Below are 12,926 nucleotides of genomic sequence, written 5' to 3' on the forward strand. Positions count from 1 at the left end.
CTCATTAAATTATAATCTAATTGCTTAAACCTTTTCAATTCATTTAATAAAAATATGACTACCAATCCAGCAGATAACAGAGCTTATTTTTTCAAAATTGACACAACAATGAAAAAAATAAGGCTCATCCTCCAAAAAAAATTAGATGATGCCAATATTGACCTGACTGTTGACCAATGGGTTTTACTTGACCATATTAAAAGACACGAAGAATTTGGGATTAGTCAGAATGAATTAGCTGAAATGACTGTTAAGGACGCCCCTACCGTTACTAGAATCATTGATTTATTAGTAAAAAAAGGGTTTGCTGAAAGGAAAATGGCAACAATCGACCGTCGCCGATTTATGATTACACTTACAAATGCAGGAAGAGAGAAATTTGAGCAGGCTTACCCAATTGTTGTAGAAGTAAGAAGAAAAGGCTGGGGAGATTTATCGGAAGAAGATTATAAAAATTTTGTAAAAATTCTTGATACTATTTATTCTAACATTACACATTGATAGCGAGTCCGTTTAAAATTTATGATTTTCTTATTAGCTGGAGAATTAATTCTCCAGCTAATAAGAAAATACTTGGTGATTGAAATTTTGCTGACTAAGACATTTCTCCAGCAATTGAATATCTCAAATTCTTCTTTTTCTCAGCAAAATAAGTATCTTGACCAAGTACGTACATCAATTTGGTAATCGCTGCTTCAGTCGTTAAATCTGCTCCACTTACTACTCCAATTTCTTGCAAGTATTGGCTTGTCTGGTAATGACCTTGGATTACTCTTCCGCCGTTACATTGTGAAACATTATAAATGATAATTCCTTTGTCGATGAATTCTTTCATTAAATCCAAAAACCATTGAACTGTTGGGGCATTTCCCGAACCAAAAGTTTCCATAACAACGCCTTTTAATCCTTCTATTCCTAAAATACTTCTCACAACTTTTTCCGAAATTCCTGGAAAAATTTTTAGAATTACCACATTTTCATCCAATTTCTCATGCACAATCAATTTTGCATTGGGATGATGATGCTTGATATAAGGTTTGTTATACTCTATTTTCACACCAGCTTCTGCTAAAACTGGATAATTTTCCGATTCAAAAGCATTGAATTGAACACTTTCACTTTTTCTTGCACGATTTCCACGCAATAAAACAGAATTAAAATAAATACAAACTTCTGAAATAATTGGTTGGTTATTCAGCCTCGCCGCCGCAATTTCAAGTGCAGTAATAAAATTTTCTTTAGCATCTGTTCTAGCTACTCCAATTGGCAATTGCGCACCGGTCAAAATAACTGGCTTGTTCAAATTTTCTAATAAATAACTCAAAGCAGAAGCCGTGTAAGCCATAGTATCTGTACCATGAAGAATGACGAAAGAGTCATACTCATGATATTTTTCACCAATGATTTTTGCTAAAGTAACCCAAACAGAAGGATTCATATTGGAAGAATCCAATAGTGTTTCAAAAGTAAGTACTGAAATATCAAAATCTAAACGAGCCATTTCTGGTAAATTTTCAGGAATTTGAGCAAAATCAAAAGGTACTAAACCATCCGATTTGGCATCATAAACCATTCCTAAAGTTCCTCCAGTGTAAATTACGAGTACTTTTACATCGTCTTTACTATCTGATTTCGTATTAATTTTTATAATATTATACATAGTATAATTTAGTTGTTGTGAATGATGAATAGCATTTATAAACTTAATTTATTGACATAAGTTAAGCGCATTTTGTGTACTTTGTTCAATTACTTTTTCTACGGGAATTTGCATTAAATCGGCTACTTTTTGAGCAATAATAGAAAGATACGATGGCTCATTTCTTTTTCCTCTGTACGGAACTGGCGCTAAATAAGGGGCATCCGTTTCTAAGACAATTGATGTTAAATCAATATGCGGAAGAATTTTATCCAATCCCCCATTTTTGAAAGTAACCACGCCACCAATTCCCAACAAAAAATCTAATTCTATGGCTTTTTGTGCTTCCTCTAAAGTACCTGTAAAGCAATGAAAAATACCTTTTAAATTTGGGTCTGCATTCTTTTCTATCAAATTTACTGTTTCCCAAAAAGCATTTCTTGAATGAATATCAATCCATAAATTATGCTTTTTAGCTAATTGACATTGATATAAAAAGGCTTCTTCTTGCTGCTTTACAAAGGTTTTATCCCAATATAAATCCATCCCAATCTCACCGATAGCAATAAATTTGTACTTATTTAACCAATCTTCAACGATGGCTAATTCTTTTTCAAAATCTTCTTTTACATAACAAGGATGTAAACCCATCATCGGAAAACATTTATTTGGATATTTTTCTGCCAAAGCCATCATACCTTCGATGGTTTCTGAGGCACAATTTGGCATCCAAATTTGCGAAACACCAGATGAAAAAGCTTTTTCCAGCATTTCATCACGGTCTTCTACATAAGTTTCATCATAAATATGGGCGTGAGTTTCAATAATTTGTAAGGATGAATGATTCATTTGATATTTTTTATTTGGCTTTAAGCGGTAGGATTTAGGCTATAAGCTTTTGATTTTTAAAGAAATAAACTGAAAGTACAGATTTGAAAATTCAAAAAGTAGTCAAATCTACCAAATCTTTTCAACGATAGATTCTTCCTTTCCAATCCACCGCTACGGGCGAATAATAGAAAAGTATCATCGTTAATTGCCAGCAATTGGCATAGATTTCGTACAAAAGTAAATGTTTTATTAAGTGAAATCGCCTTAATTTTAAAATTGTTGGCAAGACTGTAATACTTTGGTTCAACCATTTAATAAACCATAAAGTACCAGCCAGCTGCCAAGAAAAAGTAAAACCTATCACTATTAAAATCGGTAACAATAAAGCTTGCAAGAAAAGTAAAGTAACAATCCACCACGGACATTGTAATGCGCCAACCATCCAGCGTTTTCTTTGATGTAAGAATTCTTTTAAATTCATCATCGGTAAAGTTTGGTTGAATACTTTACGATTAATGGTATTTTTGAAACCAAATCCGTTTTTGACTACTTCATGGAAAAGTGCAAAATCTTCCGTAATCGAAAAAGGTATTTTAGCATAGCCACCCGTAGCTTCATAAGCCTTGCGAGTAATGGCTGAATTATTGCCCAGACCCGTCAAAGGAATTTTTAAATCTGCGGCAATTTTCAATAAAGTAAGCGCATGAAGCCAGTCGATTGACTGAAAATGATGCCAAATATTTGTGCCTTTAATATCCGTAATGCCTACTTGATGACCAATGTTTTCGTCAGCTTCAAAATTGGCAATCATTCCTTCAATCCAATCAGGATTTACTGTTACATCAGCATCACAAATCAAAAAATATTTTCCCGTAGAATATTCATAAAGGTTTGCTAACACATTGGCTTTCCCACGTTGATTATTGATTACATTCTGAATATCAATAAGTTGAAAATAAGATTTGTCTTTTATAAAATCTTCAACCAAAGCTTTTGTTTGGTCTTCTGACTGATCATTTCCAATTAATACTTGTAGCTTTTCTTTGGGATAATGGACTTTATCGATAGAACGAAGGCAATTTAAAATTGTATCTTCTTCATTTCTGGCAGCAATCCAGATGGTAATATTAGGCTGTTGTGAAGTATTCATTCAATCCATTTAGGTTTACAATGCCTTAAAAGTAAAACCTTTTTCCGAGAAATGTGACAATACCCTTGGCAAAGCATAAGACATATTTGTATTTGCCTTGATACTGTCATGAAATAAAACGATTGAACCGTTTTCTGTATGTTGTATTGTTTTCTTTAATACTTTTTCGGGCGATAATTCTTGCGAGAAATCCCCAGAAAGTACATCCCACATAATAATTTCGTGACTCGGCAAAATCGCTTTCGCCTGACTTTTTTTAATCCTCCCATAAGGAGGACGGAACTTCTTTTTAGTGAATAAAGAATCATATTTTATTTGAAAATCATTCTCCAAAATTGACTCACATTCTTTAAAATTCTTCAAATAATGTTCATCTTCAGTTATCCAACCTTTTAAATGATTAAAAGTATGATTCCCAACTGCGTGTCCTTGTTCGAGTACTTTTTGAAATACATCAGGATATTTTCTGACATTATCGCCAATACAAAAAAAAGTAGCTTTGGCTTGAAATTTTGCCAATTCTTCTAACACAAATTCGGTAATTTCAGGAATTGGGCCATCGTCAAAAGTCAAGTAAATTACTTTTTCATCACGCTTGATATTCCAGACAAAATCTGGATATAAAGCCCGCATCAGGAAATTGGTTTTGTGGATAAACATGAGAAATAACTTATTACAAACAAAAAATATATGAGTGCAAGTTAATTTTTATCCTTTGAATTAGCTGAGTGAAAAATCAAAATTTATTCTTGCTCAATAAAATTGCTTCTTTACTCCAACCTCCTCCCCTTCCAAGAATAACCTTTCCCCTGTGCCAATAAACCAAAAAACACTACATAAAATGGATAAATAATTTGAACGATTGGAATGTAAATTACTTTGCTTTTATAGCCTAAAAACTTGATTACTGCATACAAAAAGAAGAATTCTGCCGTGAATTTTAAAAACAAAATTCCTATCCCAAAATATCCGTTTATCAAACAGTAAGCTGCTAAAACACTCAAATTTACTAAGAAAATAAAGATGGCTAAAGCTGTTACTTGCCAATTATCATAATGTTTCCATTTACTTGCCCAACGTCGCCTTTGTTGGTAAAAATGAGCTAAATCCGCTTGCGATTCTGTTCTGACGATGGCGTCAAAATCTGGGTTGAAAAATACCTTTTCTGGATACTTCTGGGCGATTTTGTGCATTAAAAATTCGTCATCACCCGAAGCTACATTTTCATTTCCAGCAAAACCATTTACTTCTTCAAATACTTCACGAGTATAAGCCAAATTGGCTCCGTTGCACATATTTGGCTTTTGTAAATACATCGCACAAGCACCTGAACCTATCAAACTGGCAAATTCTATGATTTGAATCGTATTCCACAAACTATGCTTTTCCGTAAATGTTACTGGCGAACTGATTAATTTGGCATGCTTTGATTTATACAATTGTTGGATGGAACTAAGCCAATTCGGTGAAACCGTACAGTCGCCATCGGTAGTTATCAATAATTCGCCTGAAGAAATTTCAATACTTTTTTGAATCGCTCTTTTCTTGGGCGAAGTACTGGCATCGTTTAATAAATTTAAGATTTTCAGTGAGTACTTTGCTTCTTCTTGAAATGCTAAAACAATATTTTCAGTATTGTCAGTCGAACCATCGTTGGCTACGATTACTTCAAAATTCTCAGCAGGATAATTTTGTTGGTTTAGGTCTTGGAGTAATTGTAAAATATTACTTTCTTCGTTTCGAACAGGAATGATTACCGTCAGTTTTGTGTCTTTATCACTTGGAAATACTTTATGTTTCGCTTTCAATTCTTTCCAAACTGCTATTAATAACAGATTGAAAATAAAGTAAAAACTTGTGATTATTAAGATGATAAAGAGCATGATTTTTTGAATTTGAAAATTTGAAGATGTGTGAATTTGAAAATGTGGATGTAGCTATTAAAACTTAAATTTGATGATTTATGAACTTAGAATTGAAAAGCTTATAAACTAACTTTCAAATCTTCAAATCAAAAAACTCATCTTCAAATTTTCAAATCATCAAATTAGAAGACTCACATTTTCAAATTGAAACCTTTGTTTTTAGCACTAAAATACTTCCTAACAATACTGGAAATAGAATATTGATTAACCACAATACAAAAGTAGCCGCAATCACAGCAGCAGTATTTACTTGATAAAAACTAAAAAAATAAATCGCTGAAAATTCTCTGATGCCTAAATCGCCCAGAAAATTAATGGCAGGCACAATGGTTTTTATCAGAAAAATCAAACAAGAGATAGTCCATAAATCTAAGATATTTAACTTGATTTGAAAAATTAATAAAACCAATACAAACTGTAAGGAAATCGTCAAATAACGCATCAAACCCCAGAAAAATACCTTTTTTACTTCTTGATTCGTAAAATGTTCTAAGATTTTTATCGTGTGAGCAAATCTCTTTAAAAATGGAATTTTTAAGATTAAAAGATAAAAAAGATGTCTTTTTTGATAAGCAAAAAAGCCTAAAAACAAACTTATTGTCAAGACAATCACAACGACGACATTGAAACCAAGAAGCAACTGATGTTGAGTTACTAAGAAATAAACAAAAGATAAAGTGCCAAATAACAGTGAAATATAAAACTGAATGCCATTTCCCAACAGAATGGCGCCAATACTTTCAGCTCTTTTTTGATGTTGAAACTTCCACATTCTTCCTGCATAATCACCTAAATTGGCTGGCGTGATAAAGCCCAAAGACAAGCCCATTAAAACGCCTTTGAAGGCTTCTTGGAAAGAAATATCTTCAACTTTTAGGGCTAATTGTTGCCATTTTTTGGCTTCAAATCCCCAATTGAAAAAAATTAAGAGTATTAATAAAATGCCTTTCCATAGATTTTTCCAAACCAAAGCTTTCTGGCATTCTACAATCAAATCTCCGATATTTTGCTGTTTATCTTTGAATGTTTTGTAAAGCATCCAAACGATGAGTACAAAAAGCAAAGTTTTGAATAACGAAAATAGTTTTTCAGATAAAATGCTTGTTTTAGGATTTGTTTCGTTGGTATTTTGCATGAAAAGATAAAGGCAGGGACGGAAATTTTTGTGCTAAAAAATGGTAAATAATACAGAGAAAATAATTTTAGGCGTTGACCCAGGCACTCGTTTTATGGGTTATGGTGTGATATTGGTTGAACGTAACGAAATGAAAGTTTTACAATATGGCGTTATCAACGTTAGCAAATATAGCACGCAGGAAATTAAGTTAAAGAAAATTTATGAACGAATCATTTCTGTCATAGAAGAATTTATGCCTGATGAAATGGCAATTGAAGCACCTTTTTTTGGTAAAAACGTACAGTCAATGTTGAAATTAGGTAGAGCACAAGGCGTTGTGATGGCGGCAGCTTTATCTCGTGAAATTCCGATTGTAGAGTATTCCCCTAAAACAGTTAAACAATCGGTTACGGGTAATGGAAATGCTTCAAAAGAACAAGTAGCGCACATGCTCGACCAACTTTTGAAAATGAAATTAGATTCAAAAATGTTTGATGCAACAGATGCTTTGGGGATTGCGGTTTGTCATCATTTTCATGGTACAAGTATTATGGCAACGAATAAAGGAACAAAAAAAGGTTGGGGAGCTTTTGTAAATGAAAATCCTGATAGAATCAAATAAGTGAGAAATGGCGATTTTGGAATGAAGAGTTGTTTATACTTAATCTAATTTTCAGTAATTTAACTAATCATCTAAACATAATCATTTTGTGAAAAAATCTATACTTCTCAAAAACTTATCTTCTTTCCTCTTATTATGGTTTTTAAGTCATTTTTCATCGGCTCAAATATCTAATAAAGAAGGAATTAGCACTATTAGCATTCATCCTTCGGCTACTTTATTTACTTTTGGTTTGCCACAAAACACTTCGATTACAAATGGTTTTCAACAAGGCGCATTTTCTTATAATGTTTTTCCATTTACTGCTTTGCCGATTAATACAAGTGTCAATAGAGATGGGAAAACCGAACTATACGGTTTAATTGGCTCTTTTGATTTGGGAATATCATATTCAAAACTTCTAAGGAACAATCATATTTTCAAAACAGAAATCGGGGCTTATTATACTTCGTCTCCAAATAGTTACGCTATTAAAGACGAATACCATTATTTTGTAAGTGGGAAAGAATCAAGTATTTGGCAAAATACTTTAGATTACTCTGGCTTTTCGGCAAGTGTAACATATACTTCAAAATCAAGAGGAAGAAGAGGTTTAGGAGAAGTAAGAAATTATCTGGAAGTTGGTGGAAGAACGATGAATTTCTTGAGTCAATCCGCTAAAGAAAGCGAAGATTGGATTGCGAATGGACAAGGTTTCAGGATTGAAAGCAAAGTTATCAATAGAACGAATAATATGGTTTTCTTTGAAATTGGCAAAACTTTTTGGCGACCAGCCAACGATATGCGTTCATTGAATATGGGCATCAGAGTTGGTATTCCTTTATCGCATTTTGTCGATAATACTTATTCAGGAATTATCAATAACCAAGTAGTAGCTTCTACTTCGGCTTTGGAAAACGGAGCTTATATCGGTTTTCAACTTTCATATCATTTACCAATCAAAACCATCACAAAATCTTACCTCGAACGAAAAGCAGATAAAATTTACTGCGAAATGGAGCGAAAAGTAAAAATCAAGCATCATTTCAAAGTAAGTAAAGATGAATTAAACATCGAACTTTTCGACCATGAAAATGAAGATGGCGATATTGTATCAGTGTGTTTCAACGGACAATATATTCTTGAAAAACATTTATTGACCCGAAAATCTAAAGTATTGACGTTGAAATTAAAGACAAATCAGAAAAATATTCTCACGGTTTTCGCCAATAATACAGGAAATGAAGGAGCCAATACAACTGCCATACGTTTCACCGTAAATGGTAAAAAAGAAGAGATAATTTTGTATGCGGATAAAAAGGAATCTGAAGGAATTTCTTTTGAAAATTAGGAGTACGACGCAAATTTAATTTTCAAATTATTGCTTATTTTTGTAAATGTAATTCTATTGAATTGCCTTTACTTATGACTAATTCTTAAATTAAGCACAATGAGTTTACAATATTTATCTGACAATACAGGAAGTATAACAGGTGTTTATATTCCAATTCAAGAATGGGACATCATTCGTAAGAAATTACATTTGCCTGACGAATCTAAAGCAATACATCGTCAAGAACTAATGGAGGCTTTTGAGGAAATGAAACTCATAAAAGTGGGAAAAATGCCTAAACCAAACTTAAATGATTTTTTAAATGAACTTTGAAGTAATTCCTATTTCGGCATTTCAAAAACAGGCTAAAAGGTTAATCAAAAAATTCCCTTCACTTAGACAAGAATTATTTGACTTAATTGAAAGCCTCAAGAAAAACCCTGAGCAAGGTACTTCATTGGGAGAGGATTGCTACAAAATCAGACTTTCAATTGCTAGTAAAAACAAAGGAAAGTCTGGCGGAGCAAGGGTCATTACTTGTGTATTGGTTGCAGAAACTGAAGTATTTTTGTTATCAATCTATGATAAGTCTGAAAAGTCGTCTTTGAATGATAAGGAAATTAAGGATTTAATTAAGTTGATTAAAGATAACTAACGTCTAATCTGTTCCCAAGCCTCTTCCACCGTTTTTACAGGCAATTGACAAGTTTTGTCGTAACAAACAAAAACCAAGGTTTCGCCTTCTTTGGCACTTCTATTTTTTAATAATGGTAATTTACTGATAGTTGCAGTTCCAGAGAGTACTTTGTTAGGGAAAAACTGTTGGTCGAATTGCTTTCTGAAAGCTAAAAATTCTTTCCCTACAATGGCAATTTCAGGTGTTTTCGAAACCATTTGTGTTGCCAGACAAGCCCAATTGGTTAGATAATCTACATTTTTCAATAATAGATTTTTCATTTTTGAAAGCATCAATTTTGATAAACTCAAGAAATCTTCTCTTTCTAAAATCAAACCTAAAGTATAGAGATTTCTCGCCATAATTGAGTTGGAACTTGGCACCACATTATCAAAAATTTCCTTTTTACGGGCAATCAATTCTTCCGCATTTTTATCGGTAAAGAAAAATAATTCGTCTTCTTCGTCCCAGAAATTTTGAAAAGCATATAATGTTAGCTTTTCGGAATAATGTAGCCAAGTTTCATCAAAAGTAGCTTGGTATAAATTCAAATAAGCGTCAATTAAAGTTGCATAATCTTCCAAAAATCCTTGAATTTTAGTTTCTCCATTTTTATAACTGTGCATCAATTGCTCGCCAACTAAAAACTTATCTTTGATAAAATGTGCATTCTGAACGGCTAAAGTCAAGAAACTTTCATCGTCGAATACTCTGTAAGCGTCCACTAAACCTTTCAACATCAAAGCATTCCAAGAACAAAGTATTTTATCATCCAATCCGGGACGAATACGTGTATTCCTAATCGTATTCAATTTGGCAATTTGTACTTTAAATTTTTCATTCAAAGTTGGCTCGTATTTCCATAAAATATTTACGCCATGTTCCCAGTTTCCTTGTTTTGTTACTTGATAATTTTCACAAAATGCTTCGGCTTCGTTGCCTAAAATGGCTTCAATTTCATCTTTCGTCCAAACATAATATTTACCTTCTACTCCTTCCGAATCCGCATCCAAAGCTGAGTAAAATCCGCCTTCTTCGCTGGTCATTTCTCGTTTTAGCCAACCAATCGTTTCATAGACTACTTCTTTATACAAGGCTTCGCCTGTTAAAGAGTAAGCTTCGGAGTACAGACTTACTAATTGTCCATTATCGTACATCATTTTTTCAAAATGTGGACAAAACCATTCTCCATCCACTGAATAACGAGCAAAACCTCCACCCAATTGGTCATAAATTCCACCAATTGCCATACGATTTAGCGTCAATTTTACATGATTCAGTACTTTTTCATCTTTTGTTTCATGAACATATCTCAATAAAAAAGCCCAAATAGAAGGCATTGGGAATTTTGGACTTCTTTCAAAACCACCCCAAACATCATCAAAAGTACTTGCTAATTTTGAAGCCATTATTTTCAAATCTTCTTTAGTGAAAATCTGACTTTCAGGCTCTAATCCATATTTTACAGAATCTTTAAAAAGCATATTTTGTGTAAAACCTTCTGCCGACTTCTGTAATTCTGCTTGACTATTTGTAAAACCTGTATTAACAGCTTGGAGTAATTTCAACCAATTGACTTTGGGGAAATATGTTCCGCCGTAAAAAGGTTTTCCGTCTGGCATCAAAAATACATTCAAAGGCCAGCCGCCATGCACACCCATCGCCTGAACAGCATCCATATAAACGGCATCTACGTCTGGTCGTTCTTCTCTATCTACTTTGATATTGACAAAATAGCGGTTCATTAGCTCTGCTACTTCCTCTTTTTCAAAACATTCATGTTCCATCACATGGCACCAGTGACAAGCCGAATAACCAATACTTACCAAAATGGGTTTGTTTTCAGCTTTGGCTTTGTCTAATGCTTCTTTTCCCCACGGAAACCAATCTACAGGGTTTTGAGCGTGTTGTAATAAATATGGCGATGTTTCTTTGGCTAATCTGTTCATTAATAGATAGTAATTTTTTTAATAACACTTTTCTCTCCCTCTACATATTTCAAAATATAATTGCCCGAAGGTAAATTCAAATCAAATTCCATTTTTGCAGAAATATAACTTGAGGCAGGATTATAATCTTTTGAATACACTTCTCTTCCCAAGAAATCATATATTTTAAAGTTTCCTCTTAAAAAACCTTCTCCAAAATATTCAAAATTAAATTTCCCTGTAGTCGGATTTGGATAAAGTGCATAACTATTTTGCAAATCTGGCAAAGTAAACTTACACAGAAAAGTCTCTTTACCCTTTAAATTAATTTTTTGAGACCAATTTCCATAGTGAACCGTCAGTTCAGTAGTTGCACCGTCTTGAGCAAATTCGTTGATAGCAGCAATTAGAATTTCATTACCTTTTACAACGCCTCTCCAAATAGCATCTTGGTCTTTAAAATGGTCATAAGCATTTTTTGGAATCACTAAACGATAATTGCCTGTAAAGAAATCTTTGAATTCAGAAAGTCTATACAAACCATAAATGTAAGATTCGTAAATAGAATAATTTACATTATCAGGAGTATATGGTCCTTCCCAAAGCCAAAGGCCTTTAGCACCTGAAAAAAATGGAAAAATCCCCTGAGCCTCCGCTAAGTATTTTTTGATATTAATGTTGAAACCATAAGTAGAACTTTCCTGACATTTATTATAAGTAAGCCACTGGAACAACATTACATCTTTATTACTCCTAGCCACATTTGCTTCAACTTGAAACAATTGATAAGCAATATTCGGATATGGCAAAGAACCATACTCGTAGCAAAAATAAGCTGATGGTGCTAAAAAAGTATTTTGTTGATAGAATTTACCCCCTGTTAGGTTCGTAATCGTATCTTTCATGTAATAATTCAAAACCTTATCACTTGTCAGCCATTCTTGCCAAGTATAATTGAGTGGAAATTCCGTATTTTTTATTGGAGCATCTGAATAGGAAGCAAATTGTGTACTTGAAGGAATATTTTTTTGCTGAAGATAAGTAATTGGTTCAGCATACAATTTAGATAAATCTCTTTTGTAACGTTCTGTAAAGTCAATGTCTGACAAAGACCGATATTGTGAAGGAATAGAAGTATCAGTTTTCAAAGCACGAATGCCCGCATCCGTCGGAATTTCTCTTTCAATATCCAACATCAAAATATCCAAATTGGGCATTATTTTTCCTTGTGTATCGTTGAACAGACCTGCCATTCCACGCATGTCATCATCCCATTTTGCTTTGTATTTGGTTAAATCATTTGCCCAAGGACTTTCAATTTCATACCAAGGCTGACCAACCAAACTAGCTACTCCTCCCCATAAAATCGCTCTGTTTTCTTTGGGCAAACTTGCATCTGCTTCGGTAAAGGTAGCTAAATGCGTAAATCCATGTTTCAAGGGAAGTCTGTTTGCATCATTGAAACGAGGTCCTGTATAAACTATCTTGAAGGGTAATGAAAATTCAGGAAATTGTCCCCAATTAATTACTCCATTTTGAGTTGATGAAGTATATCGAAAAGCAGGCTGACAGTCGGACTGTGCGAAAGCCAATTGCATTGATAACAATAAGATAAATATAATAATAGAAGCTTTTTTCACGTTTCGTGATTGTATTTTAATAGTGTTTGAAGGATAACTTCTGGCAATTTCGGAAGAAAACCTTTAACTTTGTTAAAGAAAATTCG

The 12,926-nt window shown here is 33.2% G+C and carries 13 protein-coding genes; 5 read left to right on the plus strand and 8 right to left on the minus strand.

Translation table 11 applies throughout. The annotated features are described in order from the left end of the window. Window positions 1–108: 108 nt before the first annotated feature. Window positions 109–501, plus strand: coding sequence for a MarR family winged helix-turn-helix transcriptional regulator (locus ABID42_RS19055; RefSeq protein ID WP_323689196.1), 393 nt, complete (start codon window positions 109–111; stop codon window positions 499–501). Window positions 502–595: 94 nt separating this feature from the next. Here the strand turns inward: ABID42_RS19055 and ABID42_RS19060 are convergent, their stop codons facing one another. The 6 genes from ABID42_RS19060 to ABID42_RS19085 all read right to left on the minus strand — a co-directional run bounded on the left by ABID42_RS19060 (window position 596) and on the right by ABID42_RS19085 (window position 6,680). Continuing rightward, window positions 596–1,660, minus strand: coding sequence for an asparaginase (locus ABID42_RS19060; RefSeq protein WP_323689195.1), 1,065 nt, complete (start codon window positions 1,658–1,660; stop codon window positions 596–598). Window positions 1,661–1,708: 48 nt separating this feature from the next. Then, entirely contained in the window at window positions 1,709–2,488 is a 780-nt protein-coding gene (locus ABID42_RS19065) for a TatD family hydrolase (RefSeq protein ID WP_367285022.1), read from the minus strand. Between the two features lie 121 nt (window positions 2,489–2,609). Beyond that, on the minus strand, window positions 2,610–3,620 hold the full coding sequence (locus ABID42_RS19070; RefSeq protein ID WP_367285023.1) for a glycosyltransferase: 1,011 nt from the start codon (window positions 3,618–3,620) through the stop codon (window positions 2,610–2,612). Window positions 3,621–3,635: 15 nt separating this feature from the next. Next, on the minus strand, window positions 3,636–4,280 hold the full coding sequence (locus ABID42_RS19075; protein WP_435521486.1) for a polysaccharide deacetylase family protein: 645 nt from the start codon (window positions 4,278–4,280) through the stop codon (window positions 3,636–3,638). Between the two features lie 110 nt (window positions 4,281–4,390). Continuing rightward, window positions 4,391–5,503: a glycosyltransferase gene (locus tag ABID42_RS19080; RefSeq protein ID WP_367285025.1), complete on the minus strand. Its 1,113-nt coding sequence runs from the start codon at window positions 5,501–5,503 to the stop codon at window positions 4,391–4,393. Between the two features lie 181 nt (window positions 5,504–5,684). Further along, entirely contained in the window at window positions 5,685–6,680 is a 996-nt protein-coding gene (locus ABID42_RS19085; RefSeq protein ID WP_367285026.1) for a lysylphosphatidylglycerol synthase domain-containing protein, read from the minus strand. A gap of 40 nt (window positions 6,681–6,720) precedes the next feature. Between ABID42_RS19085 and ruvC the strand changes: the two genes are divergently transcribed. The 4 genes from ruvC to ABID42_RS19105 all read left to right on the plus strand — a co-directional run bounded on the left by ruvC (window position 6,721) and on the right by ABID42_RS19105 (window position 9,251). Continuing rightward, window positions 6,721–7,284, plus strand: a complete 564-nt coding sequence (gene ruvC / locus ABID42_RS19090) for a crossover junction endodeoxyribonuclease RuvC (protein WP_367285027.1) — start codon at window positions 6,721–6,723, stop codon at window positions 7,282–7,284. 88 nt (window positions 7,285–7,372) lie between these two features. Beyond that, window positions 7,373–8,614 carry a hypothetical protein gene (locus ABID42_RS19095; RefSeq protein ID WP_367285028.1) on the plus strand — a complete coding sequence of 414 codons (1,242 nt, stop codon included), beginning with the start codon at window positions 7,373–7,375 and terminating at the stop codon, window positions 8,612–8,614. A gap of 99 nt (window positions 8,615–8,713) precedes the next feature. Continuing rightward, window positions 8,714–8,929: a hypothetical protein gene (locus ABID42_RS19100; protein WP_367285029.1), complete on the plus strand. Its 216-nt coding sequence runs from the start codon at window positions 8,714–8,716 to the stop codon at window positions 8,927–8,929. Then, window positions 8,919–9,251, plus strand: coding sequence for a type II toxin-antitoxin system RelE/ParE family toxin (locus tag ABID42_RS19105; RefSeq protein WP_367285030.1), 333 nt, complete (start codon window positions 8,919–8,921; stop codon window positions 9,249–9,251). The genes ABID42_RS19100 and ABID42_RS19105 overlap by 11 nt, the downstream gene beginning before the upstream one ends. Here the strand turns inward: ABID42_RS19105 and ABID42_RS19110 are convergent. After that, complete coding sequence (locus ABID42_RS19110) at window positions 9,248–11,221, minus strand: thioredoxin domain-containing protein (protein WP_367285031.1); 1,974 nt, start codon at window positions 11,219–11,221, stop codon at window positions 9,248–9,250. The two genes, ABID42_RS19105 and ABID42_RS19110, sit on opposite strands and share 4 nt — an antisense overlap. Then, window positions 11,221–12,840, minus strand: coding sequence for a T9SS type A sorting domain-containing protein (locus ABID42_RS19115; RefSeq protein WP_367285032.1), 1,620 nt, complete (start codon window positions 12,838–12,840; stop codon window positions 11,221–11,223). Before ABID42_RS19115 ends, ABID42_RS19110 begins: the two co-directional genes overlap by 1 nt. Window positions 12,841–12,926: the final 86 nt, after the last annotated feature.

The organism is Arcicella rosea (genome assembly GCF_040543805.1).
Lineage (GTDB): Bacteria > Bacteroidota > Bacteroidia > Cytophagales > Spirosomataceae > Arcicella > Arcicella rosea.

Bases quoted from the DNA above. Each gene is read 5' to 3' on its own strand.
- ABID42_RS19065 (WP_367285022.1), bottom strand. From the start codon at position 2,488: ATGAATCATTCATCCTTACAAATTATTGAAACTCACGCCCATATTTAT.
- ABID42_RS19085 (WP_367285026.1), bottom strand. From the start codon at position 6,680: ATGCAAAATACCAACGAAACAAATCCTAAAACAAGCATTTTATCTGAA.
- ABID42_RS19080 (WP_367285025.1), bottom strand. From the start codon at position 5,503: ATGCTCTTTATCATCTTAATAATCACAAGTTTTTACTTTATTTTCAAT.
- ABID42_RS19055 (WP_323689196.1), top strand. From the start codon at position 109: ATGAAAAAAATAAGGCTCATCCTCCAAAAAAAATTAGATGATGCCAAT.
- ABID42_RS19105 (WP_367285030.1), top strand. From the start codon at position 8,919: ATGAACTTTGAAGTAATTCCTATTTCGGCATTTCAAAAACAGGCTAAA.
- ABID42_RS19110 (WP_367285031.1), bottom strand. From the start codon at position 11,221: ATGAACAGATTAGCCAAAGAAACATCGCCATATTTATTACAACACGCT.
- ABID42_RS19060 (WP_323689195.1), bottom strand. From the start codon at position 1,660: ATGTATAATATTATAAAAATTAATACGAAATCAGATAGTAAAGACGAT.
- ABID42_RS19100 (WP_367285029.1), top strand. From the start codon at position 8,714: ATGAGTTTACAATATTTATCTGACAATACAGGAAGTATAACAGGTGTT.
- ABID42_RS19070 (WP_367285023.1), bottom strand. From the start codon at position 3,620: ATGAATACTTCACAACAGCCTAATATTACCATCTGGATTGCTGCCAGA.
- ABID42_RS19075 (WP_435521486.1), bottom strand. From the start codon at position 4,280: ATGTTTATCCACAAAACCAATTTCCTGATGCGGGCTTTATATCCAGAT.
- ruvC (WP_367285027.1), top strand. From the start codon at position 6,721: ATGGTAAATAATACAGAGAAAATAATTTTAGGCGTTGACCCAGGCACT.